The following is a 25,882-nucleotide window of genomic DNA, read 5'->3' on the forward strand; positions in this document are numbered from 1 at the left end:
ATGAAAGAAACATTCATTCACCCCACCGCTCTCGTAGAGCAGGGCGTGGAACTGGGGCAGGGTGTGTCTGTCGGCCCTTTCTGTCATATTCAGTCTGGCGCCGTCATTGGCGACAATTCGGAATTGATGAGCCATGTGGTTGTAACGGGCGCGACGACGCTTGGCGAGGGAGCGAGGGTCTATCCGCACGCAGTTCTGGGGTGCGATCCGCAGAACAACAAGCATAAGGGAGGCCCCACCAAGCTGAACATCGGCACGAACTGCCTGATCCGTGAAGGCGTGACCATGCACAAAGGGTCGGACAGCGCACGGGGATATACTTCGGTTGGCGACAACTGTTCGTTTTTGGCTTACGCTCATGTAGCGCATGATTGCGATATTGGCGATTACGTCACATTTTCCAATAATGTGATGATTGGCGGCCACACGACGATCGGACACCACGCCATTCTGGGCGGTGGCGCGGCTATCCATCAATTCGTGCGTATCGGACACCACGCTTTCGTAGGTGGCATGGCTGCTGTTGTGAGCGATCTTATCCCATACGGCATGGCAATAGGCGTGCATGCTCATCTTGGCGGATTGAATATCGTCGGCATGAAGCGCTCTGGTATGGAGCGCAAGGAAATTCATAATCTTCGTCATGCTGTCAGGATGCTGTTCGACCGTACAAAGCCGATTCGGGACCGCGCCAAAGACGTTCTAATTGCAATACCGGGCTCTCCGGCTGTCATCGATATGATCGACTTCATCAACGTCGATACGAAGCGTGCCTACTGTACACCTCCGCTTGATGCGGTGCATGGCGGGGCCGGACATGACAGCGGCGAAGATTGAGAAAATCCAGCGTCTCGCAGACCATGCGGGGCGCGTTGCCATTATCGCCGGGAACGGCCTGTTGCCGATCAATGTGGCAGAGGCTCTGGCGACAGCGGGAAACTCTCCCTTCCTTGTGCCGCTGCGCGGAGAAGCCGACCCGATACTTTACAAGTATGAACATCAGGAAATCTCGATCGTAGAGTTTGCAAAGCTGCTGCGCTCTATGAAAGCTGCGGGAGTGGATCGGGTTGTCCTCGCCGGTGGCGTGACGAGCCGCCCTCATGTCAGCGATTTGAAGCTTGACTGGCCTACGCTGCGGGCGGTGCCTTATGTTCTGCGGGCTTTGGGACAAGGGGACGATGCGCTCTTGCGGGCGTTCATAGGGCTGCTGGAATCTTTTGGTTTCAAAGTTGTCGGGGCTCATGAAGTTGTCCCGGATCTGCTTTCCCCATCACCGGCTCAAATTCTGACTCGAGCCGTGCCAGACGCCCGAGAACGCCATAATCTTGAACTTGCGATGGAATCTGCGCTTCGCCTCGGTGATCTCGATGTCGGGCAGGGCGCAATTGCGGTCGGCGGACGTGTGGTGGCCCTCGAAGGAGCGGAAGGCACAGATCAAATGATCGAACGTGTGCGGGAGTTGCGTGCGGCTCGCCGCATACCTCGCCGAGGCGGTGTTCTCGTGAAGATGGCAAAGCCGCAGCAGGATGAAAGAGCCGACCTTCCAACCATCGGGATTTCAACAGTCGAGAATGCCGCCAAAGCGGGATTATCGGGAATAGCGGTTGAGGCAGGCAGGACATTCATTCTAGGCTTCGGTGAAACCATCGCTGCAGCAAACGACAAGGGTCTCTTCATAGAGACAGTCAGTCGCGAGAGAAAGGATGCCAGGACGTGAGCACTAACAGCCGGCCTCTGAAAATAGCAATCGTGGCCGGTGAAGAATCCGGTGATCTTCTCGGTGCTGATCTGATTGATGCACTACGAAACCAGACAGACCGGCTTGTTGATATCGTCGGCGTCGGTGGCGATCATCTTGCGGCCCGGGGCATGAAGTCTTTCTTTGATCCGCACGAAATTGCCCTTATGGGGCTGGGCGCAATTCTCAAGAATTTACCGGGGCTGATGCGGCGCATTAGGCAGACCGCGCAACGCATCATTGCGGAGAAGCCAGATTGCGTTCTTCTGATCGATAGTCCCGAGTTTACGCATCGTGTTGCCCAAAAGATCAGGGCAGCGAATGCGTCCATTCCCATTGTAAAATATATAGCGCCGAGTGTGTGGGCTTGGCGACCGCAGCGTGCCCGGGCGATGAAAGCCTATTTCGACCACGTGCTGACCATTCTTCCATTTGAGGTGGAGGTCATGCAAAAATTGAGTGGACCGAGTGCCACCTATGTCGGGCACCGCCTTTCCAGCTATGAACCGATATTGCAGGCAAGGGCAGAACAAAAAGTACTGGAAGTGCAACGGTCTAATGAATCCCGCAAAACGCTGCTTGTTCTACCGGGGTCTCGCCGTACTGAAATCCAGATGCTGATGGAACCGTTCGGGCAGGCTGTTGGTGAACTTGCTGCCAGAACCGAAAGACTTGATGTGGTTTTGCCGACACTGCCGCGCATCGAGGAAATGGTGCGGGATCTTTCGAAGAATTGGGCGGTCAAACCCCTTATTGTCTTGGGCGATGAGGAAAAGTGGAAAGCTTTTTCCAGGGCTGATGCGGCGCTTGCCGCTTCCGGGACGGTCTCGCTGGAACTGGCTCTCTCACGTATCCCAAGTGTGCTTTCCTATAAGGCGGACTGGTTTGCACGCAAGTTTCTGATGCCCAAGATAACCATCTGGAGCGCGGCTCTGCCGAACATCATAGCCGATGAGCCGGTAGTGCCTGAGTATTTCAATGAATTCGTTCGCCCCGGAATGCTTGCTCGCAATCTCGAGCGGCTGATGAAGCCCGGATCGGCACGGCAGGCACAACTCGACGGATTCGATAAGGTTGCTTCGATCATGGCGACCGAGCAGCCGTCTGGCGAGATCGGTGCGCGGGTCGTTCTGGAGCTGGCAGGGAAGAGCATTTCCAGTTTAAACTGAATCGTCGGAAGTACTCTATCGCAACACAACAATCGCGCTTTTGCTGGAAATGATTGTGTCCAGGACGTGACTACCTGCTGCGAGCAGGCGTGAAAAAACCCGGTTGTTTTGCAACCGGGTTTTCTTGTGCGGATCTGATATTTATTTGCGCTTTGCGAGCGGCACGTAATCGCGTTCGGCGGCGCCGGTGTAGAGCTGGCGCGGGCGACCGATCTTCTGCTGCGGATCTTCGATCATTTCCTTCCACTGTGCGACCCAGCCAACGGTACGAGCAAGTGCAAAGAGAACCGTGAACATTTCGGTCGGGAAGCCGAGGGCCTTCAACGTGATGCCGGAATAGAAGTCGATGTTCGGATAAAGCTTCTTTTCGATGAAGTATTCATCCGTCAGGGCAATCTTTTCCAGTTCCATCGCAACGTCGAGCAACGGATCGTCCTTGATGCCGAGTTCGCCCAGAACTTCATGGCAGGTCTTCTGCATGATCTTGGCGCGCGGATCGTAATTCTTGTAGACGCGGTGACCGAAGCCCATCAGACGGAACGGATCGTTCTTGTCCTTTGCACGGCCGATGAATTCAGGAATGCGGTCGACGGAACCGATTTCAGCCAGCATGTTGAGCGCGGCTTCGTTAGCGCCGCCGTGGGCAGGGCCCCAGAGGCAGGCAACGCCGGCTGCGATACATGCAAATGGATTGGCGCCCGACGAGCCGGCAAGGCGCACGGTCGAGGTCGAGGCGTTCTGCTCGTGATCCGCGTGGAGAATGAAGATGCGGTCCATCGCGCGCGCCAGAACCGGATTGACCTTGTAATCCTCGCACGGAACGCCAAAGCACATGTGCAGGAAGTTCGACGCGAAATCGAGATCGTTCTTCGGGTACATGAACGGCTGGCCGATATGGTACTTATAGGCCATGGCAGCGAGCGTCGGGACCTTGGCGATCAGACGGATCGAGGCGACCATACGCTGATGCGGGTCGGTGATGTCGGTCGAGTCATGATAGAAAGCCGACATCGCGCCGACACAGCCGACCATTACGGCCATAGGATGGGCATCACGGCGGAAGCCCGTAAAGAACTTCGTCATCTGTTCGTGAATCATCGTGTGGCGCGTCACACGATAGTCGAAGTCAGCCTTCTGGGTTGCCGTTGGCAGTTCGCCGTACAGAAGCAGGTAGCAGGTTTCCAGAAAATCGCCGTGTTCGGCAAGCTGATCGATCGGGTAACCGCGATAGAGCAGGGTGCCTTCGTCACCGTCGATGTAGGTGATTTTGGATTCGCACGATGCCGTGGAGGTGAAGCCCGGATCGTAGGTGAACATCTGGGAATTCTTGTAGAGTGGACCAATATCAACGACGTCTGGTCCGACAGTGCCTTGTCGTACAGGCAGGTCGAATGTTTTGCCTTCTAGTGTAAAGCTGGCTGTCCTATCTGACATCGTGTTTCCTTTCATGTCCACTTTGCCGCCCGCACGACGGCAGAATTGTAATCGTCGTTATAATTTGTCTTTTATCTCGTGGAATGGTCCCGCCCCTGTGGGACCATTAGCGTTCACGCATTATCCTAACGATTTTGCCCGTCAAACTATCCCAAACGGTTCGCGATGCAATGCGTAATTTGAACTATTTACGCCGGTTTTGTCACGTCAGCGTGAATGTTCCCACCTTAACCGATTTGATCGCGAATACGCTCGAGTGACTCCTCACGGCCAAGGACGAACAGCACGTCGAACACGCCCGGAGAAGTGGCGCGACCGGTCAATGCTGCGCGTAGGGGCTGTGCGATCTTGCCGAGTTTCAGCCCGGTTTTTTCCGCGTGAGTCCTCACGACGGCGTCGAGAGATTCGACAGTCCATTCGGTTGCAGCTTCCAGATCCGGCAGAACAGACTTGAGTACAGCGCGGCCTTCTTCATTCAGGAGGGAGGCTGCCTTCTCATCAAGGTCAAGGGGACGAGCAGCGAAGATGAATTTCGATCCGTCAGCCAGTTCCACAAGAGTTTTGGCACGATCCTTCAGGCCGGGCATGGCGGCGAGCAATTGTGCGCGGCGCTTATCGTCCAGCGCATCGGAAATTTCCTTGCCGCCTTCAATCTCCGGAAGAACGGCTATAAGCGCATCATAGAGCGCCCGGTCGTCGCTGGCGCGCATATAGACGCCGTTGATCGCCTCCAGCTTCTGAAAATCGAAGCGGGCCGCACCCTTGTTGATGTCCTTGACGTCGAACCATTCGATCATCTGTTCGGTCGACATAATCTCGTCATCGCCGTGACTCCAGCCAAGGCGCACGAGATAGTTGCGCAGGGCCGCGGGCAAATAGCCCATCGCACGGTAGGCATCGACACCCAGAGCGCCGTGACGCTTGGAGAGTTTTGCGCCGTCAGCGCCATGGATCAGCGGGATGTGCGACATCTGCGGCACGTCCCAGTTCATTGCGTTGTAGATGACTGTCTGCCGCGCGGCATTGGTCAGATGATCGTCGCCGCGAATGATATGGGTCACCCCCATGTCGTGGTCATCGACAACGACTGCATGCATGTAGGTGGGCGTGCCATCGGAACGGAGGATGATGAAATCATCGAGATCCTTGTTCGGAAAGCGCACATCGCCCTGCACGGCATCCTGCACGAGAGTTTCCCCTTCCTGTGGCGCCTTGATGCGAATGACCGGCTTAACGCCTGCGGGTGCCTCAGATGGATCGCGATCACGCCAGCGACCGTCATAGCGCGGTGGACGACCTTCGGCGCGGGCTTTCTCGCGCATTTCTTCCAGTTCTTCCGGCGTTGCATAGCAGTAGTATGCCTTGCCAAGAGTAACCAGCTCCTCCGCTACTTCGCGATGGCGAGGCGCACGCTCGAATTGCGAGATGGCTTCGCCGTCCCAATCCAGCCCCAGCCAGGTCAGTCCATCGAGAATGGCAGCCGTCGCGGCATCGGTGGAACGTTCCCGGTCGGTGTCTTCGATACGTAGCAGCATCTTGCCGCCGTTATGCTTGGCGTAAAGCCAGTTGAACAGGGCAGTGCGTGCACCGCCAATGTGCAGATACCCCGTGGGCGAAGGGGCAAAACGGGTGACGACCGGTTTCGGCATGATAGCTCCACTATGTCGTGCGCCATTCCAGAGCAGCGGCGAATGCCGGAGACACAGGCGCGAACTTGAATTCCAATGCCTGCACGAGCAACTCGGCAGGTAATCGCGGTTCTTTGTACGAACTCACTCGATTTCGGCTGCGGTTCATGTAGCATAGGCAGCAACGTGCGCAAGGGCTTCGCAACCCTTTCGCACCGATGAGCCGTTGTTCTTTCGGGGTACTTTGGCGGCTTAGGCCAACTTTTGCGGTCAGGCGGGGGCATGACGGGCATCAGGGAAGCGAGCGATGTAAACGAACGGGCGCTTGTCAGAAGCATGCCTGATGGTTCGCTGCGCGCCTTATTTCCGGAGACTTCGCCTCCAGGTGAATTCGAAGTAGACTTACCACCCGTCAAGCCTTCGGTATTGAGCCTGCGTGAACGGCTTTTGTCTATAACTTCGGTCGCAGGCAGCCAGATCAAGGCTGCGGTGGAAACGGAAGCCGGACGCGGCGCATTCTTCCTCCTGCTTCCGGTTTTTGCCGGTATTGGCGCGATAATCTATTTCACGCTTTCATTCGAACCTGCGTGGACTCCGCTTCTGTCCATGCTCGCGATTGCCTTCAGCTTGCGAATTGCGACGCGCAAGCAGTTCGCGGTTGCCCAGGGCACGACCTTGGCCATCGCTCTGATCGGGGGGCTTATGGTCGGCAAATGGGAGACGGAACGTCGTGCCACGGCGATGTTGGGCTCAGACGTAGCGACGCGTGTGACGGGCCGAGTCGTTGCGCTTGAATATCAGGATAATGGCAGCTGGCGGATAACACTTGAGGTGCTTCAAACCGAGCGCCCCAAACTTCGCTTTCCGCCGAAGCGCGTTCGCATCAATGCCAGAGATATACCGGCGACAACAGCGATTGGCAGCGGATTGTCCGGTTTTGCGCGATTGCGCATCCCGTCTGGCCCCGTCCGCCCCGGAAACTACGATTTCTCTTTTCACGCATATTTCAATGGCATTGGCGCCAACGGGTTCTTTCTCGGGACGCCCAAATTAGCGATTGTTCCCCCGCCGGATGAACTGACAGCGGAAATGTCCCAGTGGATCGCCATGCTACGGGTCCGGGTTTCTGAACGGATTGAGGAAGTGGTTGGAGGGGAGGATGGTAGCGTCGCTTCGGCGCTGGTGGCAGGCACCCGCGCCGGGATCAGCGAGCAAACCAACGACGATCTGCGCAAGGCAGGGCTCGTACATATTCTTTCAATCTCGGGTTTGCATATGGCGCTCGCCGCTGGCGTCGTCATGTTGACGCTACGGTCCGCCTTCGCGCTGTTTCCCGCTTTCAGCGTCCGGCACCCGGTGAAGAAATACGCGGCTTTTCTCTCCCTGCTAAGCTGTACCTTCTACCTTGCCATGTCCGGTGCGGACGTTGCTGCGCAACGAAGCTATGTAATGATTGCGATTATGCTTGGAGCATTACTGGTCGATCGCGCTGCCATCAGCATGCGCAATCTGGCCATAGCGGCGCTCGCGATGATTGCTCTTTCGCCGCATGAGATTTTGGGGCCGAGTTTTCAGATGTCGTTCTCTGCAACCGCTGCGTTGATCGCCGGTTATGCCTGGTGGAGCGAAAGCAATGCGAACAGGCGTGTCGGCGCAGAGAAGCTTAGGAGGTCCAGAGACGGCTTTGTTGGGCGGATATTAAAGCTAGTCGCGGCAGCGGCAGGCACCTCGCTCATTGCCGGGTTGGCGAGCGGCATTTTCGCCGCCTATCATTTCAACAACACAGCGCCATTGGGATTGGTGGGAAATGTGCTTGCTGAACCCGCAATAGCCTTGCTTGTGATGCCGTTTGCTGTTTTCGGCCTGGTGCTGATGCCTTTGCAGCTTGACTGGGTGCCTTTGCAAATAATGGGCTGGGGCATTTTCGCGGTAAGGCACATTGCTGCCTTCGTCGCGGCCTGGTCGCCGGATGGTAATCCAGGAACCATGCCCGCGCTTACTCTTGTTTTCTGGACCATTGCGCTGGTTCTGGCGGTTGTGCTTTCCACCAGACTGAAGGTACTGGCGCTCCCATTTGTCGTCCTCGGCCTGATGGTTTTTATAAGGGAGCCTTTTCCCGATATCGTCGTATCCGAAGATGCCAAGCTGGTAGGCGTCCGATTGGAGGACGGAAGGTTTGCGGTTAATCGAAATCGACCTTCCCAGTTTACGATCGACAATTGGAAAACTGCCTATCTGGTCAAGGAAATGATTCCCCCGCTTTCGGTTAAAAAAGGAAAGCTGGCCGCGTCCGATGGTTTCGAGTGTGTTGAGGGAGTGTGCACGATTACCCTGCCTGATGGTCGCACGCTTGCCTATACTGCAGAACCGGCAATGCAGGAAATTGCCTGCAATATCGGGGATGTGGTCATCCTGGCTGTTCCGGGCAAGGATGCAACATGTCGTCGCTCAACGACTACCAGCATCAGTAAACGCGATCTGGCGCTGAAAGGAGCCGTAGAAATCAGACTTGGACAACAACGCGATGAAAGCCGCTCTCCCAAAGCGGCAACGGGAAAATCGCATGAAACTGCGAGGCTCGACAAGAAGCAGCCGACACCTGATTTGCGTCCGGACGACCGAATTACATACGCTGTGGATGCTCCAAGCCGTCCCTGGCATTTGCATCGCATTCATTGGCGCGCGGCACGCGGCTTGCCCGAACGAGAATACAAGCCCAAATCCGGTTCCACTCGAAACGTAGCAAACTGTTCATCAGAAGCGGCCGACGCTACAACGCGCTGCAATTGATCTCGAGCGGTCTCTCGCTCTATTCAATCCAAACCGCTCGTTCTAGTTTTGTCACGCGCATCACCCGAAACCGGTTCCCGCTTTCGGAAGACGTGCTCTAGTAACGGCGGATGAGACCGACGAGCTTCCCCTGTACGCGAACACGGTCAGGGCCGAATATCCTCGTTTCATAAGCGGGATTTGCCGCTTCCAGAGCGATGGAGGCACCCTTACGGCGAAAGCGCTTCAAGGTTGCTTCTTCATCATCGACCAGAGCTACCACGATCTCACCGGGATTTGCGGAATCTCCGCGTTTGATGATTACCGTGTCTCCGTCGAAAATTCCGGCATCGATCATTGAGTCCCCTTTGACCTCAAGCGCGTAATGCTCGCCCGCGCCGATCATTTCTGGCGGGAGACTGAGGGAGTGGGTCTGATTTTGAATGGCGGAGATCGGCACACCCGCAGCTATTCGTCCCATGACCGGTACGGATACCGTAGCCGACGTGTCGTCATTGGTAGCTACCGGGGCAGGGCGAGCCGGTGGAGGGGGGGGCGGCGCTTTGCCAAGACTACCTTCGATCACGCTGGGAGCGAACTTCTTTTGGGCATTGAGCCCAGGAGCGATTGAATCCGGCAACCGCAACACCTCAAGCGCACGCGCCCTGTTGGGCAGGCGGCGGATAAAGCCACGCTCCTCCAGAGCAGTGATCAGACGATGGATACCCGATTTTGAAGCCAGATCGAGCGCTTCCTTCATCTCGTCGAAAGAGGGAGGAATGCCCGTTTCCTTCAGACGTTCGTGAATGAACAGCAGAAGCTCGTGCTGCTTACGGGTCAACATGCGCGACACCCTCCCGGCCAGGAATCGAGAAAAACAAAACCAGAACGAACACTATATGTTCCAGTCTTGTTCTGCAATGGTTTTAAAATCGTTAATGCTCAAAACAAGGAAAGATGGGATGTTCCGGCGCTGCATTTCTGCCACCGGAGTGGGTGGGACGACATTCTGAATAATATATATCCCACCGGGGCTTAGGGCGAATTCCTCATGTTCGGATGAGGCGTTGCCGCTATAGCATCAGAACTCGGCAATCATCGCCACTAGCGGCAGCGGGAGCGTTCTCACCCCTGATGATAAGCGCTTTTGAGCGGACGAGGGCCGACAGCATGGACGAATCCTGCACCGGGAAAGGCGACGCGACCAGCGTTCCATCCGGTCCTGATTCGAGGGTCGCCCGGATATAGTCGCGGCGATGATCGTTAGCTGGCAGGGCAACACCCAGCTTTGCCGGACGGATGTCGGCGTCAAGGCTGGTGCCGGCAAGCTTCGCGACAAGCGGCCGGAGAAAAACAAGGCTGCACACCAGGCTGGAAACAGGATTGCCCGGCAAGCCGATAATATGGACGATCTTGCCATTCACCTCGATCCGTCCATGCATCAGCGGTTTGCCGGGCCGCATGGCGATCTTCCAGAAATCGAGGTCGACGCCCAGTTTCTGCAGCGCGCCATGGACAAAGTCCCTGTCACCGACCGAAGCTCCGCCGATTGTGACCAGAACGTCGACGCCGCTTTGCAGGCTATCTTCTATTGCCTGCTCTATTTTAGCGGGATCATCGGGAATGATCCCCTTATCTTGAGAAGTCCCGCCGGCTCGTCTTACGATCTCGGCAATTCCAACACTGTTCGATGCAACGATCTGGTCTTTTCCGGGTATCTCGCCCGGAGCAACAAGCTCGTCGCCGGTGGCGATAATGGCTACCGTGGGCTTTTTGAATACGTCGATTTTCGCATTGCCGCTGGCAGCTGCCAGCGACAGTGCAGCAGCATCCAGTTCACGGCCTGATGAAATGACTATGTTGCCCGGCGAAAAGTCCAGGCCTGCGCGGCGTATATGCCGTCCCGGTTCCATGCCTTTATGGACGATCAGCCGGTTGCCTGAGCGCTCGGTGTGCTCCTGAATGACGATTGTGTCCGTACCGTTGGGAAGCGGCGCGCCGGTGAAAATGCGGACTGCCTGTCCGCTTCTCAATTCGCCTTCGAAGCGATTGCCCGCTGCCGACTGGCCGATGATATCGAACTCGGCAGGATAGGAGATGTTGTCCGGCGCGATCAGGGCATAGCCGTCCATCGCCGAACCGTCAAAAGGCGGCTGCAGAAAATGTGCCAGCACGGGTGTTGCAACGACACGCCCACCAGCATCTGACAAAGCGATCTGCTCAGTGCCGCGCGGTTCCGCCGACTTCAGAATGCGGGCCAGTGCTTCATCGACCGGGAGAAGGGACATGGCGTTTCCTCTCGAACTGAATTTCTGCCCCGTCTAAACCATAAAAAACGATTGGCAGAATTGATCCAAAGCAAAGTCAGCAGCATATCTGGAAAAAGCGGTTTATGCCGTCCAGTCGCCTGATTTGCCGCCGCTCTTTTCGATAACGCGAATGCCGCCGATCTCCATATGCTTGTCGACCGCTTTGGCCATATCATAGATCGTGAGGCAAGTAACTGAAACGGCGGTGAGCGCTTCCATTTCCACGCCGGTGCGTCCCTTCAGCCTGGCGAGCGCACGAACGCGCAGGCCGGGCAAAGTGCGATCCGGTTCGATTTCGACCGCGACTTTGGTCAGCATCAATGGATGGCAGAGGGGAATAAGGTCCGAGGTCTTTTTCGCTGCCATGATGCCTGCCAGACGCGCAGTGCCGATGACATCCCCCTTGGCCGCATTGCCTTCCAGAATGAGCGCCAGCGTTTCCGGCTTCATTATGACCGATCCTTCGGCCACAGCTTGACGGTCTGTCTCGTCCTTGCTCCCAACATCTACCATGTTGGCAGCGCCACTCTGGTCGATATGGGTGAGTTTGGAGACCATCGGTCAGGCCTTGCCGGTCAGAAGTTCGCGGGTCGCCGCTGCAACATCTGCCTTGCGCATCAGGCTTTCCCCGATGAGGAACGTCCCGATCCCCGACTTTTCCAGCCGCAGACAATCTTCGTGTGTGAAGATGCCGCTTTCCCCAACCAGCAAACGGTCGGAGGGAGCCATTTTCGACAGGCGTTCGGAAACGGCGAGATCGACCTCGAATGTACGCAAATTGCGGTTGTTGACCCCGAGCAGACGCGACGACAGTTTGAGTGCGCGTTCCATCTCGGCCTCGTCGTGCACTTCGATGAGAGCATCCATTCCGAGCTCGAAAGCGGTTTCTTCGAGCGCTTTCGCCAGATCGTCATCGACGCTGGCCAGGATAATCAGAATGCAGTCAGCGCCCCAGCTGCGGGCTTCATGCACCTGATAGGTATCGAACAAAAAGTCTTTGCGAAGTGCCGGCAGGCTACATGCGTTGCGGGACGCCGTCAGAAATTCTGGCGCTCCTTGAAAGGATGGCGCGTCGGTCAGCACGGAAAGACACGCCGCGCCACCAGCCTCGTAGGCCTGTGCAAGGATGGGCGGGTCGAAATCAGGACGAATAAGGCCTTTCGAAGGGCTCGCCTTCTTGATTTCGGCTATCAGGGCGAATTCCCCAGCCGCGCGTTTCGCTTCCAATGCCTTGAGAAAACCGCGCGGTGTTTCCTGATCCTGAGCGCGTGCTTTCAGATCTGCCACGCTACGCTCGGCCTTGGCGGCGGCGATTTCGTCGCGTTTGTAAGCCTCAATCTTGCGCAGAATATCGGTAGACATAGCTTGATCCTTTCCGTCAGGCGGTGTTGTCGTTTGAAACGGCAATCACCTTCTGCAAAACACCAAGTGCGGCACCGCTATCGATGGATTGCGCCGCCAGTTCGATGCCTTCTTTCAAATCTTTCGCCTTGCCAGCAATGACGAGCGCCGCGCCCGAATTGAGCAACACGATGTCTCGATAGGCGTTTTTATCGCCTTCAAGTACACCTAGCAGAGCCTTCGCGTTCACGGCAGCCTCGCCGCCTTTCAGTTCCGCAGGATCGCAACGGCGAAGCCCGACTTCTTCCGGCGTGATTTCAAAAGTACGGATTTGACCCTTCTCAAGAGCCGCAATCTGCGTCGTGCCTGCGGTGGTCATTTCGTCGAGACCATCGCCGTAGACAACCCATGCCGCTTCGGAACCCAGTTCCTTGAGCACTTCGGCCAAAGGTACGAGCCATTGAGGCGCGAACACTCCGACGAGCTGACGCTTGACGCTGGCCGGATTGGAAAGAGGTCCAAGCAGATTGAAGATGGTACGCGTGCCGAGTTCGACCCGTGAAGGGCCGACATGGCGCATGGCGGAATGGTGCATCGGCGCAAACATGAAGCCAAGGCCAGCTTCGGTGATGCTGCGGCCGATCGTGTTTGCATCGGCTTCGATATTGATGCCGAGCGCGGCGAGCGCATCGGCGGCACCTGAGCGAGAGGAGAGGGCCCGGTTGCCATGCTTGGCCACAGGGACGCCGGCGCCAGCCACGACAAACGCCGAGCAGCTTGAAACATTGTAGGAGCCGGACTGGTCACCGCCGGTTCCGACGATATCGATTGCATTGTCGGGAGCGGAGACTCCAAGCATGCGGGAGCGCATGGAGGCGACGGCCCCAGCGATCTCCGGTACTGTTTCACCGCGTACACGCAACGCCATCAGCAATCCACCTATCTGCGATGGCGTTGCTTGGCCAGACATCATGATGTCGAAGGCGGCCCTGGAATCTTCCAGCGAAAGCGGCTCTCCAGCAGCAGCTTTCGCAATATAGGGTTTTAGATCAGCCATTTTGGATGCCCACCGTCCCTAAAACGCCAAAGCGTTGTTGATGACGGTCTGATTTATCTTCACGGGGTACTGCTTCTGCAATTCACCGACGAGCTGTTCAAGGATGTCATCCGAGAGTGAGGTCGCCAGATATTTCTGCTGCTGTTCCGGAATGGCTTCCGGGCCAGCTGCGGCAGGTTCGGTTACTTCCGTAACCTTGAACAGGATCTGGGCATCATCCGAAGGTGCGGCAGCGCTGCCGGTGAAGCCATTTGCTCCGCGGAAAATCTGCGCTGCGGCAGCGGTTCCGATATCGGCATCATTGGTGGTGCGGACAACACCGCGCTTGGTTTGCTTTTCGACACCCAGTTCGGAAGCGATCGTGTCGAGTGTCGCGCCGCCATCGAGACGCTTCTTCAATTCTTCCACACGCTGGTTGAGGCGCTTAACGGCCTCTTCTCCCTTCCAGGCAGCCACAACCTTATCCTTGACTTCATCAAGCATACGGTCACGGGCCGGGGTGATCCCATCGACCTGATACCAGAGATAGCCGACATTGCCCATGGTCAGGGCGTCGTTGTCAAAACCCTGATCGGCCTGAAAGGCTGCTGCAAGGAGTGCTTCCGAGTTCGGCAGCTGGACAGGATTGCCGGAAGGATCGTTGCCTTCGGCGTCAACGGCTTCGACGGTGACAGTTTTCAGGCTCAGTTTCTTAGCCACATCTGCCATGGATGCGCCATCGGAGCGTTCCTGCTCGTAGGAGTCATGAATTCCGCTGATGCTGCTCGCTGCGATATTGTTCGCAAGGGTGGTGCGAATTTCGCCTTCGACTTCGGTCAGCGGCTTTACATGAGCCGGTTCGATCTGCGTTACGCGCAGGATGACGGGACCGAAGCTTCCCTTTACGACTGGGCTAACACCATTCTCCGCCAGCGCAAATGCTGCATCGGCCACGGCCTGGTCGGGAATAGCGGATTTTTCGAAGGTGCCGAGCTTCAGGTCGTCTTCGGTTTTGCCCTGTTCCTTACCGATGTCAACGAAGCTCGTTCCAGTGGCAATTTTCTGTTGGGCAGCTTCAGCCGCTGCGTCATCGGCAAAGTTCAACTGCTCGATGGCGCGCTTTTCGATTGTACCGAAGCGATCCTTGTTCTTCTCATAATACTCGCTGATTTCTTCCTGCGTGACGGCGGACGGATCGGCAATGTCAGCCGGCTCCAGCTTCACATAGGTTATCTTACGGTATTCCGGCGCCTTGTACTCGTCTTTGCGCGCTTCGAAATAGGTCTTGAGCGCATCGTCGGATGGCGCGGGGACGGCATCGGCTTTTTCCGCCTGAATGGTAACATAGTCGACGCTGCGAGTTTCACCCTGATACAGAGCCAACGCCTTCAACGCTGCATTCGGTAGCTTGATGCCATCCGTGGCAGCTTCCACGATCTGCTGGCGGCGGGCGACTTTGGCGCGGTTGTCGAGATAGTCCTGCGCACGAATGCCCGATTGACGAAGAACTGCGTCGAACTGAGCGCGATTGAAGTTGCCGCTTGCATCATGGAAAGCCGGATCCTCACCCGTCAGTCGCGCAATTCCGTCCTTGGAAAGGCCAAGCTGCATGTTGCGCGCGCCTTCATCCAGAACTACACCGGCTGCGAGTTGGGCAAGCACCTGGTTTTCGACGCCGAGCGTTTTTGCCTGTTCGCGCGTCAGGCGCTGGCGGAACTGCTGGGACAGACGCATCATCTGCTGCTCATAGGCAAAGCGATAATCAGTGGCGCTGACTTCAGAGCCCCCGGCCGTCAAAGCGGCATTGCCTGACAGGCCGCCGCGAAAGACATCGGAGATGCCCCAGATCGCAAAGCTCAGTACAAGCAGGCCAAGCAGAAGTTTGGCGACCCAGGATTGAGCGGCGGAACGCAGGCTGTCGAGCATTGGAAACCCTTCAAGAACAAAACGAAGCTCGGCTATTATGGATAGAGCCAGTCAGGGGATAACCTTAAGCCAGCCCTATATGCAAGGTCTCATTGCAAGTAGGAACCTAAGAACATTTGCATTGCGGCACGAATACGCTTAGTCAGTGGCAAATTTTGGCGCTGATCCGCTTTCAAGGCGCGTGATCACGCCTGCTGTTTCGAACAGGCGAGGAGAATGAAATGACTCCGGGAATCCGTCCGCTGGTTGCTGGCAACTGGAAGATGAATGGAACGGGAGAATCCCTGACCGAACTGCGTGCGATTGCTGCCGGCCTGAGCTCTGATCTCGGCCGCAAGCTTGATGCAGTGATCTGCGTGCCTGCGACGCTTCTTTCCCGCGCGGCGGAAACGCTCGAAGGTGAGACCGTTGGTCTCGGTGGTCAGGATTCCCACCATAAAGTGTCTGGCGCGCATACGGGCGATGTCTCGGCCGAGATGCTTAGGGAAGCAGGCGCCACACATGTCATTATCGGACATTCCGAGCGCCGAACTGACCATTACGAAAGCAATGAGGTCGTTCGCGCCAAGACCGAAGCCGCCTGGGCCGCGGGACTGATCGCCATCGTGTGCGTGGGCGAGACTGCCGATGAACGCAAAGCAGAGCGCACGCTGGATGTAATCGGCGAGCAGCTTGCCGGTTCCTTGCCCGACGGTGTCAATGCGGAGAATACCATCATCGCCTATGAGCCAGTCTGGGCAATTGGCACAGGCCTGACACCGACGGTGCAGGACGTGCGCGCTGCGCATGCTTTCATGCGTGAGCAACTGATTGAACGTTTCGGCGCGAAAGGTGCCCATCTTCGGTTGCTGTATGGCGGTTCGGTCAAGCCTTCAAATGCATTGGAATTGCTTGGCGTCGCGGATGTGGACGGCGCGCTTGTCGGCGGTGCGAGCTTGAAGGCTAACGATTTTCTCGCCATATGCGAAACCTATCGTAATTTGTAACCGGCGTCTCACGTCTGTCTATCTTGGTCTCGGGGCTTGGATTATCGGACAATAGCGTGTAAAGAGCCGCTCTAGTTTTAGGGATGTAAAGACCGTAACCCATGCAGACCGTACTCATTGTCATTCACTTGTTGATCGTGCTGGCGCTTGTCGGCGTTGTGCTCATCCAGCGCTCGGAAGGCGGCGGCCTTGGCATTGGCGGTGGTTCGGGGTTCATGACGGCTCGCGGTGCTGCGAACGCGCTGACCCGCACGACGGCCATTCTTGCGATTGGTTTCTTCGCCACGTCGCTTATCCTCGGCATCATGGCTCGCTACGGGGAAAAGCCTACCGACATCCTCAACCGTATTCCGGCAGCAACCGGTAGCCAGACGGCCCCGGCTGGTGGAAACGGCGGCGGTATTCTTAACCAGCTGGGCGGTGAGTCTTCACGCCCGGACGCAAATCAGGCAGCACCTGCGGCTCCAGGCGCCGGTGCGCCGGCAACGCAGCCTGATGCCGCGCAGCCACAGGCTCCGGCTGTTCCGGAAACCCCGGCCAATCCGGTTCCAAGCTCGCAATAAAACGCGCAGCGTGAATTGAATGCGGAAACCGGCCCTTGTGGCCGGTTTTCTTTTTGTTAACCACCAAGCCGCAAAGTGTTGCAGCTAGGCAATAGGCTGCGCCGAATCGCATTGCAGAACGGTGGCAGCGAATTGAGAACCGGATCGCTTTGCAGTAAGCAGGGCGAAAGTCTGGTCGCAATTAATGCGGCAGGCGTTTCTCCCTTGTGCTTGATTTTTCGGGAACCGAACATGTTTTCACGCCGTATTCTGATGGCAGGTATTGCAAGTCTCTGCATTGGGGCGACTGCTCCGGCATTTGCAGCTTCGCCGGTAAGCGCTGAAGCGCAGCTCAACGAAGCTGCCGCATCCGTTCAGCAGGTAGCGCTTTCAAGCGACACCAAGGCCAATCCCGAAAAGCCGAAGAAGAAAAAGGCTTCCAAGAACGGCAATGCGGTTAAAGCCAACAAGTACAACATTGATCCCAAGTTCCGGGCGCAGGAAGTAGCATTCACCGGCTATAAGCCCGGCACGATCGTGATCGACCCGAAACAGCGTTTCCTTTATCTCGTTGAAACGTCGTCGACGGCTCGCCGCTATGGCATTGCTGTCGGCAAGCAGGGGCTGGAGTTCAAGGGCACCGGAACAATCAACGCGAAGCGTGAGTGGCCGCGCTGGATTCCGACCAAGGAAATGATCGAGCGCGATCCCGCCCACTATGGTCGCTTCAAGAACGGGATGGATGGTGGTCCGGGCAACCCGCTTGGTTCCCGCGCCCTCTACCTGTTCCAGGGAAACAAGGATACCTATATCCGCATTCACGGCACTGTGCAGCCCTGGACCATTGGAAGCTCGGCTTCGAACGGCTGCTTCCGCATGATCAACGAGGATGTGATGGATCTATATGAGCGCGTCGGACTTGGCACCGAAGTGGTTGTTCTCTGATCTGCAATTGACTATGTGAAAGTGGCCGGGCTTCGGGCTCGGCCTTTTCTTTTGCGCATTCATCATTTCGGAAGCTGTGGATTTCGAGCTTCGACATGGCTTTATGTGAAGATGGGCGCTAGAGAGTACAAGCGTATTCGCTCCGGGGTTTCTGGCTCCGGTTTTTCTTTGTGCAACGACGATTACCGCCTGGCTCCGGTGAAAAAACACCACCGGGGTGCATTTTTTTGTGGCGGAATCAATCAAGAAAGTCTAACGAGATAAGCCCATGGCGCGATATGTATTCATCACTGGCGGCGTGGTTTCTTCCCTTGGAAAAGGCATAGCTGCCGCAGCTCTGGCTGCACTCCTTCAGGCACGTGGTTACCGCGTGCGTATCCGTAAACTCGACCCTTATCTGAATGTCGATCCCGGCACTATGTCGCCTTACCAGCATGGTGAGGTGTTCGTTACTGACGATGGTGCCGAAACCGACCTTGATCTGGGCCATTACGAGCGGTTCACCGGTCGTCCTGCCAACCAGCAGGACAATATCACGACCGGCCGTATCTACCGCAACATCATCGAAAAGGAACGCCGCGGCGATTATCTTGGCGCGACGGTTCAGGTCATTCCGCATGTGACCGACGAGATCAAGAACTTCGTCCTTGAAGGCAACGAAGATTACGATTTCGTGCTTTGCGAAATCGGCGGCACGGTTGGCGACATCGAAGCCATGCCGTTCCTCGAAGCAATCCGACAGCTCGGCAATGAACTGCCACGCGGAACAGCGGTTTATATCCACCTGACCCTGATGCCTTATATTCCAGCTGCGGGCGAACTGAAGACCAAGCCGACCCAGCATTCGGTCAAGGAGCTGCGCTCTATCGGCATTGCTCCGGATATCCTTCTGGTTCGTGCTGATCGCGAGATTCCGGAATCGGAACGGCGCAAGCTTTCATTGTTCTGTAATGTCCGCGAAAGCGCGGTCATTCAGGCGCTCGACGTGGCCACGATCTATGACGTTCCGATTGCCTATCATAAGGAAGGTCTTGATTCGGAAGTCCTGTCTGCATTCGGTATCGATCCGGCTCCAAAGCCACGCATGGATCGCTGGGAAGAAGTTTCCAACCGCCTTCACAATCCGGAAGGCGAAGTGACCATTGCCATTGTCGGCAAATATACGGGTCTCAAGGATGCGTATAAGTCGCTGATCGAAGCGCTTTATCACGGTGGTCTCGCCAATAAGGTGAAGGTCAACCTCGACTGGATTGAGGCGGAAGTCTTCGAAAGTGAAGACCCGGCTCCATATCTGGAAAAGGTTCATGGCATTCTGGTGCCTGGCGGTTTCGGCGAGCGTGGTGCGGAAGGCAAGATACTGGCGGCGAAGTTTGCTCGCGAACGCAAGGTTCCTTACTTCGGCATCTGCTTTGGTATGCAGATGGCCTGCATTGAGGCTGCGCGTAATCTCGTTGGCATCGAAAACGCCTCTTCGACCGAGTTTGGTCCGACCAAGGAGCCGGTTGTTGGCCTGATGACCGAGTGGCTGAGGGGCAATATGCTTGAAAAGCGTGCAGCGGCGGGCGACCTTGGCGGTACGATGCGCCTTGGCGCATATGAAGCAGCATTGAAGCCGGGCTCAAAGATCGCGGAAATCTATGGCTCGACCGATATTTCCGAGCGCCATCGTCATCGCTATGAAGTCAATATTGACTACAAGGAACGTCTGGAAACTGCCGGGTTGAACTTTGCAGGCATGTCGCCGGATGGTGTTCTGCCTGAAACAGTTGAATATCCTGACCATCCTTGGTTTATCGGTGTTCAGTACCATCCCGAACTGAAATCCCGGCCGTTCGAACCACATCCGCTCTTCGCTTCCTTTATCGAAGCGGCAATCGAGCAGAGCCGTCTGGTCTAAAACTCTAACGCGCCTTTCGGGGCGCGTTTTCGTTTCGGCATTCAGGATGCGGTCTTGTTTTCAACCTGCCTTTACGCCAGATAAGATGCCGGAAAGCATCCAATATTGAGGTTCACGTTATGGCCACTGCCAATTCATCCGTAAAAATCGGAAACGTTACTTTTTCAAACAGTGCGCCATTTGCCCTGATCGCAGGTCCATGCCAGATGGAAACGCGTGAACACGCTTTCGAGATGGCAGGACGTCTCAAGGAAATGACCGACAAACTCGGCATCGGTCTCGTCTACAAGTCGAGCTTCGACAAGGCTAATCGCACCTCCTTGAAGGCAGAGCGCGGTATTGGTCTCGAAAAGGCGCTCGAAGTCTTTGCCGACCTCAAGAAAGAATTCGGTTTTCCAGTACTGACCGATATCCATACGGAAGGGCAATGTGCTGAAGTTGCTCCCGTGGTTGATGTCCTGCAAATCCCAGCATTCCTCTGCCGCCAGACCGATCTGCTGATCGCTGCGGCAAAGACTGGACGCGTCGTGAACGTAAAGAAGGGCCAGTTTCTGGCGCCGTGGGACATGAAGAATGTTCTTTCCAAGATCACGGAAAGCGGCAATCCGAATGTACTGGCGACAGAACGCGGCGTTTCTTTCGGCTATAATACGCTTGTTTCCGATATGCGTTCCTTGCCGATCATGGCTGCCCTTGGTTCGCCGGTTGTGTTCGATGCGACTCACTCGGTCCAGCAGCCAGGCGGGCAGGGCGGTTCGTCGGGCGGACAGCGCGAGTTTGTTGAAACACTTTCGCGCGCGGCCGTTGCTGTTGGCGTCGCGGGGCTGTTCATCGAAACGCATCAGGACCCCGATAACGCGCCCTCCGATGGTCCCAACATGGTGCCGGTGGATAAGATGCCCGCACTGCTCGAAAAGCTCATGGCTTTCGATCGTATCGCGAAGGGGCTTTAAACAGTTCTCGGAGAATTTAGAAAGGCGGGGGATTTTCCTCCGCCTTTTGTTTCGCTAAGGCTTAGAAACCGGCCCGGTGGATAATCTTTTCTGAAATGTCTGCAAAGTTTCGGGATTATGCGCTAAGAAATGGCCGCATCGGATTTGTTAAGCGCCTCGCGCATATGGCGGGGCAATCTATAGGGAAGGACTGGTTCCTATGACTGCAATCATCGACATCGTCGGTCGCGAAATTCTCGACAGCCGCGGCAACCCGACCGTCGAAGTGGACGTTGTGCTTGAAGATGGCTCTTTCGGACGCGCGGCGGTTCCGTCCGGCGCATCGACTGGCGCACATGAAGCCGTAGAATTGCGCGACGGTGGCGGCCGCTATCTTGGGAAGGGCGTGGAAAAGGCCGTTGAAGCGGTCAACGGCAAGATTTTCGACGCGATTGCCGGCATGGACGCAGAAAGCCAGCTGCTTATCGACCAGACGATGATCGAGCTCGACGGCTCGGCCAACAAGGGCAATCTCGGCGCCAATGCAATTCTGGGTGTTTCGCTTGCCGTTGCCAAGGCTGCAGCCCAGGCAGCCGGTTTGCCGCTTTACCGCTACGTCGGCGGCGCAAACGCCCATGTCCTGCCGGTTCCCATGATGAACATCATCAATGGCGGCGCACATGCCGACAATCCGATCGATTTCCAGGAATTCATGATTCTTCCGGTCGGCGCTTCGTCCGTTCGTGAAGCTGTTCGTTATGGTTCGGAAGTTTTCCACACGCTCAAGAAGCGCCTCAAGGATGCCGGTCACAACACCAATGTCGGCGATGAAGGCGGATTTGCTCCGAATCTGAAGAATGCCCAGGCTGCCCTCGATTTCATCATGGAGTCGATTGAGAAGGCTGGCTTCAAGCCGGGTGAAGATATCGCTCTTGGCCTCGATTGCGCGGCAACCGAGTTCTTCAAGGATGGCAACTACGTCTATGAAGGCGAACGGAAGACGCGCGATCCAAAGGCTCAAGCCAAGTATCTCGCCAAGCTCGCCAGTGACTATCCTATCGTCACCATCGAAGACGGTATGGCTGAAGACGACTGGGAAGGCTGGAAATATCTGACCGATCTGATCGGCAACAAGTGCCAGCTCGTTGGCGATGATCTCTTCGTCACCAATTCGGCCCGGCTTCGCGACGGTATCCGCATGGGCGTCGCCAACTCGATTCTCGTGAAGGTCAACCAGATCGGCTCGCTGTCCGAAACGCTTGATGCTGTCGAAACCGCTCACAAGGCCGGCTACACTGCTGTCATGTCGCACCGTTCAGGTGAAACCGAGGACTCAACCATTGCCGATCTCGCGGTTGCCACCAACTGCGGACAGATCAAGACCGGCTCTCTGGCTCGCTCGGACCGTACTGCAAAGTACAACCAGCTTATCCGCATCGAGGAAGAGCTTGGCAAGCGGGCGCGTTATGCTGGTCGCAACGCCCTGAAATTCCTCTAATTTTTCGCAACGAATCATACAATGGGCGGGCTTCGGTCCGCCTTTTTTCGTTTTGGCTCTATTTGATCCGGATATCGGGTATTTGACCCAATGCAGTTATATTGATATCAATATTATTGCATTGGTGCTCAAGCTGATGAGGGAACGGCTTGCAATTCTGGTAACCGAGCCGTGGGCGGAGCTAGCAACGGGAGAGAGAAGATGGCTTATATTGAAGGATTTGTTGTCGCGGTCCCCAAGGCGAACAAGGAACTCTATCGCAAACATGCCGCCGAAGCGGCTGTATTGTTCAAGGAATTCGGCGTAACGCGCATGGTCGAAGCATGGGGAGACGATGTGCCGGATGGCAAGGTCACCGATTTTCGACGTGCTGTTAAGGCTGAAGCCGACGAGGAGGTTGTGTTCTCCTGGTTCGAATATCCCGACAAGGCAACGCGCGATGCTGCAAACAGCAAGATGATGAGTGACCCGCGCATGAAAGCAATGGGCGACCAGATGCCATTTGATGGCAAGCGCATGATATATGGCGGCTTTTCCACCATCGTTGATGTCTGATCAGATTAAAGACTTTCTATGAAAACGAGGAAGCGGTTTGTTCTGACGGCGAGCCGCTTTCCTATTCTGGCCGCTCCGCGTCTTTCCGCTTCTTGAGCATACAACAAAAACGCTGCCCCACTGGCCGTAGCGAGGGTCCTTGGTAAATCTCTGTTAAGCAAAATAATGCTTGATGGTGGAATTCGGAATGCTGCCTTTCGCAGGATTCGCCGTGGCTCCGAATATCCGGGAAGGAAGCCGAAATGTGGACCAAGCAGAAGCGTAAATCGATCCGTGGGCGTTTTGTATTGCCTATCCTGACGGCTGCGTTTCTGAGCTACTTTGGCTTTCACGCTTATCATGGCGAGTTCGGTCTTTATTCCCGTATTCAGCTGGAAGAGCAGAAAAGCCTTCTGGCCAAGCAGCTCGAACAGGTAACTGCCGATCGCAACGCTCTTGAAAAGCGAGTCACACTTTTACGTGACGGTTCCATCGAAAAGGATATGCTTGACGAGCAGGCCCGCAGGGCGCTTAATCTCTCCCATCCCGATGAAGTGACAATTATCACTTCCCGGGAAGATCGATCGAATTAACTGAAATCCGGTTAATTGTCTTTTTGTGATATGTTTTTAAGGGTTTGGCGACATAGCAGCTATGCTCTGGGCGCATATTGTATCTTGTGGTGCGCCCGTATAACGTCACAATAGAACGACAATTTAGGGAGCGAGAAATGGCACCGAGGGCTAAAAAGGCGCCTGCTAACAAAGCGCAGGCGTCTTCTGTAACTGCACCCAAGGCACCTGCACCTGCGAACTTCGACAAGAAGCAGGAGTTGGACGCTTATCGCGAAATGCTGTTGATCCGGCGTTTCGAAGAAAAGGCCGGCCAGCTTTACGGCATGGGCTTCATTGGCGGTTTCTGCCATCTCTACATCGGCCAGGAGGCCGTGGTGGTTGGAATGCAGATGGCGCTGAAGGAAGGTGATCAGGTTATCACCGCCTATCGCGATCATGGTCATATGCTTGCAGCGGGCATGAGCGCGCGCGGCGTCATGGCCGAACTGACCGGACGCCGCAGCGGCCTTTCCAAGGGCAAGGGTGGCTCCATGCACATGTTCTCCAAAGAGAAGCATTTCTACGGTGGTCACGGTATCGTCGGTGCACAGGTTTCGCTCGGCACGGGTCTGGCTTTCGCGAATCGTTACCGCGACAACGACAATGTCACGCTGACCTATTTCGGCGACGGCGCTTCCAATCAGGGGCAGGTCTACGAAAGCTTCAACATGGCATCGCTGTGGAAGCTGCCGGTGGTCTACATCATCGAGAACAACCGCTACGCCATGGGTACATCGGTTTCGCGCTCGTCCGCAGAAACCGATTTCTCGAAGCGCGGTCTCTCTTTCAATATTCCGGGCATCCAGGTCGACGGTATGGATGTTCGTGCGGTCAAGGCTGCTGCCGACCTGGCTGTAGAATGGACGCGTTCCGGCAAGGGGCCGATCATTCTCGACATGCAGACCTATCGCTATCGCGGTCACTCGATGTCGGACCCCGCCAAGTATCGCTCGAAGGAAGAAGTGCAGAAGATGCGCTCCGAACACGATCCGATCGAGCAGGTCAAGCAGCGTGTGATCGAGAAGGGTTGGGCAACCGAGGAAGAGCTGAAGGAAATCGACAAGGAAGTTCGCGACATTGTCGCCGATTCTGCCGATTTCGCTCAAAACGATCCGGAGCCGGATGCATCCGAGCTCTACACGGATATTCTGCTCTAATTCCAGGAAGGTGTTGTCATGCCTGTAGAAATTCTCATGCCCGCACTTTCCCCAACCATGGAAGAGGGCAAGCTCTCCAAGTGGCTGAAGAAAGAAGGCGACAAGGTTACGTCCGGCGATGTGATCGCTGAAATTGAAACCGACAAGGCGACGATGGAAGTCGAAGCTGTCGATGAAGGCACGATCGGCAAGATCCTTGTCGATGAAGGCACGGAAGGCGTGAAGGTTAATACGCCGATTGCCGTGCTTCTCGGTGACGGGGAAAGCGCTTCCGATATCGGTGCTGCTCCTGCCGCCAAGGCTGAAGCGCCGAAGGCCGAAGCCAAGGAAGAACCCAAGGCCGAAGAAAAGAAGGCCGACACTGTTCCGGCTGCGCCCAAGGCTCCCGCGCTCGAAGTGGCGTCCGATCCAGACATTCCGGCTGGAACCGAAATGGTCTCCACCACGGTTCGTGAAGCGCTTCGCGATGCGATGGCTGAAGAAATGCGCCGTGACCCGAACGTTTTCGTAATGGGTGAAGAAGTTGCCGAATATCAGGGCGCTTACAAGGTAACGCAGGGCCTTCTCGATGAGTTCGGTCCCAAGCGCGTTGTCGATACCCCGATTACCGAGCACGGTTTTGCCGGCGTTGGTGTTGGTGCGGCTTTCGCAGGACTGCGCCCGATCGTTGAATTCATGACTTTCAATTTTGCCATGCAGGCAATTGACCAGATCGTGAACTCCGCTGCCAAGACGCTTTATATGTCCGGTGGGCAGATGGGCGCTCCGATGGTCTTCCGCGGTCCATCCGGTGCGGCTGCGCGCGTTGCTGCCCAGCACTCGCAGTGCTACGCTGCCTGGTACAGCCATATTCCCGGTCTGAAGGTCGTCATGCCGTACACGGCTGCTGACGCCAAGGGCTTGCTGAAGGCTGCTATCCGCGATCCGAATCCGGTGATCTTCCTCGAAAATGAAATCCTTTACGGTCACCATTTCGATGTGCCGAAGCTTGATGATTTCGTTCTGCCGATCGGCAAGGCCCGCATTCACAAGCAGGGCAAGGACGCGACCATCGTTTCGTTCGGTATCGGCATGACCTATGCCGTCAAGGCGGCAGAAGAGCTGGCCGAGCAGGGCATCGATGTCGAAATCATCGATCTGCGCACGATCCGTCCGATGGACATTCCGACCGTCATCGAATCGGTCAAGAAGACTGGCCGACTGGTGACAGTGGAAGAAGGTTTCCCGCAGTCGTCGGTGGGTACGGAAATTGCTACCCGCGTCATGCAGCAGGCTTTCGATTATCTCGATGCGCCGATCCTGACCATTGCCGGTAAGGATGTTCCGATGCCTTACGCGGCAAATCTGGAAAAGCTGGCGCTGCCGACTGTCGCAGAAGTGGTCGAAGCGGTGAAAGCCGTTACCTATACCGCTTAAACAGAAAGGGT

The 25,882-nt window shown here is 56.1% G+C and carries 22 protein-coding genes; 14 read left to right on the plus strand and 8 right to left on the minus strand.

Going from position 1 to position 25,882, the window contains the following annotated elements:
- From lpxA to lpxB, 3 genes are read left to right on the plus strand one after another with little or no spacing between them, the layout of a single operon-like run.
- Positions 1 to 837 carry an acyl-ACP--UDP-N-acetylglucosamine O-acyltransferase gene (lpxA, locus tag ABWW28_RS03865; RefSeq protein ID WP_021585235.1) on the plus strand — a complete coding sequence of 279 codons (837 nt, stop codon included), beginning with the start codon at positions 1 to 3 and terminating at the stop codon, positions 835 to 837.
- Complete coding sequence (locus ABWW28_RS03870) at positions 818 to 1,717, plus strand: LpxI family protein (protein ID WP_025089501.1); 900 nt, start codon at positions 818 to 820, stop codon at positions 1,715 to 1,717. The genes lpxA and ABWW28_RS03870 overlap by 20 nt, the downstream gene beginning before the upstream one ends.
- On the plus strand, positions 1,714 to 2,907 hold the full coding sequence (gene lpxB, locus ABWW28_RS03875) for a lipid-A-disaccharide synthase (protein ID WP_025089502.1): 1,194 nt from the start codon (positions 1,714 to 1,716) through the stop codon (positions 2,905 to 2,907). The genes ABWW28_RS03870 and lpxB overlap by 4 nt, the downstream gene beginning before the upstream one ends.
- Before the next feature lie 141 nt (positions 2,908 to 3,048).
- Here the strand turns inward: lpxB and gltA are convergent, their stop codons facing one another.
- Positions 3,049 to 4,341, minus strand: a complete 1,293-nt coding sequence (gltA, locus tag ABWW28_RS03880; protein WP_025089503.1) for a citrate synthase — start codon at positions 4,339 to 4,341, stop codon at positions 3,049 to 3,051.
- A gap of 227 nt (positions 4,342 to 4,568) precedes the next feature.
- Positions 4,569 to 5,990, minus strand: a complete 1,422-nt coding sequence (gene gltX, locus ABWW28_RS03885; protein ID WP_021585231.1) for a glutamate--tRNA ligase — start codon at positions 5,988 to 5,990, stop codon at positions 4,569 to 4,571.
- Positions 5,991 to 6,251: 261 nt separating this feature from the next.
- Between gltX and ABWW28_RS03890 the strand changes: the two genes are divergently transcribed.
- Positions 6,252 to 8,759, plus strand: a complete 2,508-nt coding sequence (locus ABWW28_RS03890) for a ComEC/Rec2 family competence protein (protein ID WP_176588199.1) — start codon at positions 6,252 to 6,254, stop codon at positions 8,757 to 8,759.
- Positions 8,760 to 8,856: 97 nt separating this feature from the next.
- On the opposite strand, the gene lexA is transcribed toward ABWW28_RS03890, so the two are convergent.
- From lexA to ABWW28_RS03920, 6 genes are all read right to left on the minus strand, one after another.
- Positions 8,857 to 9,582: a transcriptional repressor LexA gene (gene lexA, locus ABWW28_RS03895; protein ID WP_006470537.1), complete on the minus strand. Its 726-nt coding sequence runs from the start codon at positions 9,580 to 9,582 to the stop codon at positions 8,857 to 8,859.
- Between the two features lie 229 nt (positions 9,583 to 9,811).
- Positions 9,812 to 11,026, minus strand: coding sequence for a molybdopterin molybdotransferase MoeA (locus ABWW28_RS03900; RefSeq protein WP_021585229.1), 1,215 nt, complete (start codon positions 11,024 to 11,026; stop codon positions 9,812 to 9,814).
- A 102-nt stretch (positions 11,027 to 11,128) separates the two neighbouring features.
- Positions 11,129 to 11,605 carry a cyclic pyranopterin monophosphate synthase MoaC gene (gene moaC, locus ABWW28_RS03905; RefSeq protein ID WP_021585228.1) on the minus strand — a complete coding sequence of 159 codons (477 nt, stop codon included), beginning with the start codon at positions 11,603 to 11,605 and terminating at the stop codon, positions 11,129 to 11,131.
- 3 nt (positions 11,606 to 11,608) lie between these two features.
- Positions 11,609 to 12,409 carry an indole-3-glycerol phosphate synthase TrpC gene (gene trpC, locus ABWW28_RS03910; protein ID WP_021585227.1) on the minus strand — a complete coding sequence of 267 codons (801 nt, stop codon included), beginning with the start codon at positions 12,407 to 12,409 and terminating at the stop codon, positions 11,609 to 11,611.
- Positions 12,410 to 12,425: 16 nt separating this feature from the next.
- On the minus strand, positions 12,426 to 13,445 hold the full coding sequence (gene trpD / locus ABWW28_RS03915; protein ID WP_112669754.1) for an anthranilate phosphoribosyltransferase: 1,020 nt from the start codon (positions 13,443 to 13,445) through the stop codon (positions 12,426 to 12,428).
- 18 nt (positions 13,446 to 13,463) lie between these two features.
- Complete coding sequence (locus tag ABWW28_RS03920; RefSeq protein WP_021585225.1) at positions 13,464 to 15,350, minus strand: peptidyl-prolyl cis-trans isomerase; 1,887 nt, start codon at positions 15,348 to 15,350, stop codon at positions 13,464 to 13,466.
- A gap of 221 nt (positions 15,351 to 15,571) precedes the next feature.
- On the opposite strand from ABWW28_RS03920, the gene tpiA reads away from it, so the two are divergent.
- The 10 genes from tpiA to ABWW28_RS03970 all read left to right on the plus strand — a co-directional run bounded on the left by tpiA (position 15,572) and on the right by ABWW28_RS03970 (position 25,871).
- On the plus strand, positions 15,572 to 16,336 hold the full coding sequence (gene tpiA / locus ABWW28_RS03925) for a triose-phosphate isomerase (protein ID WP_021585224.1): 765 nt from the start codon (positions 15,572 to 15,574) through the stop codon (positions 16,334 to 16,336).
- Between the two features lie 101 nt (positions 16,337 to 16,437).
- Complete coding sequence (secG, locus tag ABWW28_RS03930; protein ID WP_021585223.1) at positions 16,438 to 16,899, plus strand: preprotein translocase subunit SecG; 462 nt, start codon at positions 16,438 to 16,440, stop codon at positions 16,897 to 16,899.
- Between the two features lie 231 nt (positions 16,900 to 17,130).
- Positions 17,131 to 17,823: a L,D-transpeptidase gene (locus ABWW28_RS03935; RefSeq protein WP_006470535.1), complete on the plus strand. Its 693-nt coding sequence runs from the start codon at positions 17,131 to 17,133 to the stop codon at positions 17,821 to 17,823.
- A gap of 268 nt (positions 17,824 to 18,091) precedes the next feature.
- Positions 18,092 to 19,720 (plus strand): CTP synthase, encoded by a 1,629-nt coding sequence (gene pyrG, locus ABWW28_RS03940; RefSeq protein WP_006466926.1) that lies wholly within the window; start codon positions 18,092 to 18,094, stop codon positions 19,718 to 19,720.
- Positions 19,721 to 19,839: 119 nt separating this feature from the next.
- The gene (gene kdsA / locus ABWW28_RS03945) at positions 19,840 to 20,673 is read left to right on the plus strand and encodes a 3-deoxy-8-phosphooctulonate synthase (protein ID WP_021585222.1); all 834 of its coding nucleotides are present in this window, start codon (positions 19,840 to 19,842) and stop codon (positions 20,671 to 20,673) included.
- Between the two features lie 199 nt (positions 20,674 to 20,872).
- On the plus strand, positions 20,873 to 22,150 hold the full coding sequence (gene eno / locus ABWW28_RS03950; protein ID WP_176588200.1) for a phosphopyruvate hydratase: 1,278 nt from the start codon (positions 20,873 to 20,875) through the stop codon (positions 22,148 to 22,150).
- Positions 22,151 to 22,351: 201 nt separating this feature from the next.
- The gene (locus ABWW28_RS03955; RefSeq protein WP_021585220.1) at positions 22,352 to 22,705 is read left to right on the plus strand and encodes a DUF1428 domain-containing protein; all 354 of its coding nucleotides are present in this window, start codon (positions 22,352 to 22,354) and stop codon (positions 22,703 to 22,705) included.
- A 242-nt stretch (positions 22,706 to 22,947) separates the two neighbouring features.
- The gene (locus ABWW28_RS03960) at positions 22,948 to 23,277 is read left to right on the plus strand and encodes an FtsB family cell division protein (RefSeq protein WP_021585219.1); all 330 of its coding nucleotides are present in this window, start codon (positions 22,948 to 22,950) and stop codon (positions 23,275 to 23,277) included.
- 137 nt (positions 23,278 to 23,414) lie between these two features.
- Entirely contained in the window at positions 23,415 to 24,455 is a 1,041-nt protein-coding gene (gene pdhA, locus ABWW28_RS03965; RefSeq protein ID WP_006470533.1) for a pyruvate dehydrogenase (acetyl-transferring) E1 component subunit alpha, read from the plus strand.
- Between the two features lie 18 nt (positions 24,456 to 24,473).
- Positions 24,474 to 25,871: a pyruvate dehydrogenase complex E1 component subunit beta gene (locus tag ABWW28_RS03970; RefSeq protein WP_176588201.1), complete on the plus strand. Its 1,398-nt coding sequence runs from the start codon at positions 24,474 to 24,476 to the stop codon at positions 25,869 to 25,871.
- Positions 25,872 to 25,882 lie beyond the last annotated feature (11 nt).

Source organism: Brucella sp. NBRC 14130, assembly GCF_040371715.1.
Classification (GTDB): domain Bacteria; phylum Pseudomonadota; class Alphaproteobacteria; order Rhizobiales; family Rhizobiaceae; genus Brucella; species Brucella intermedia.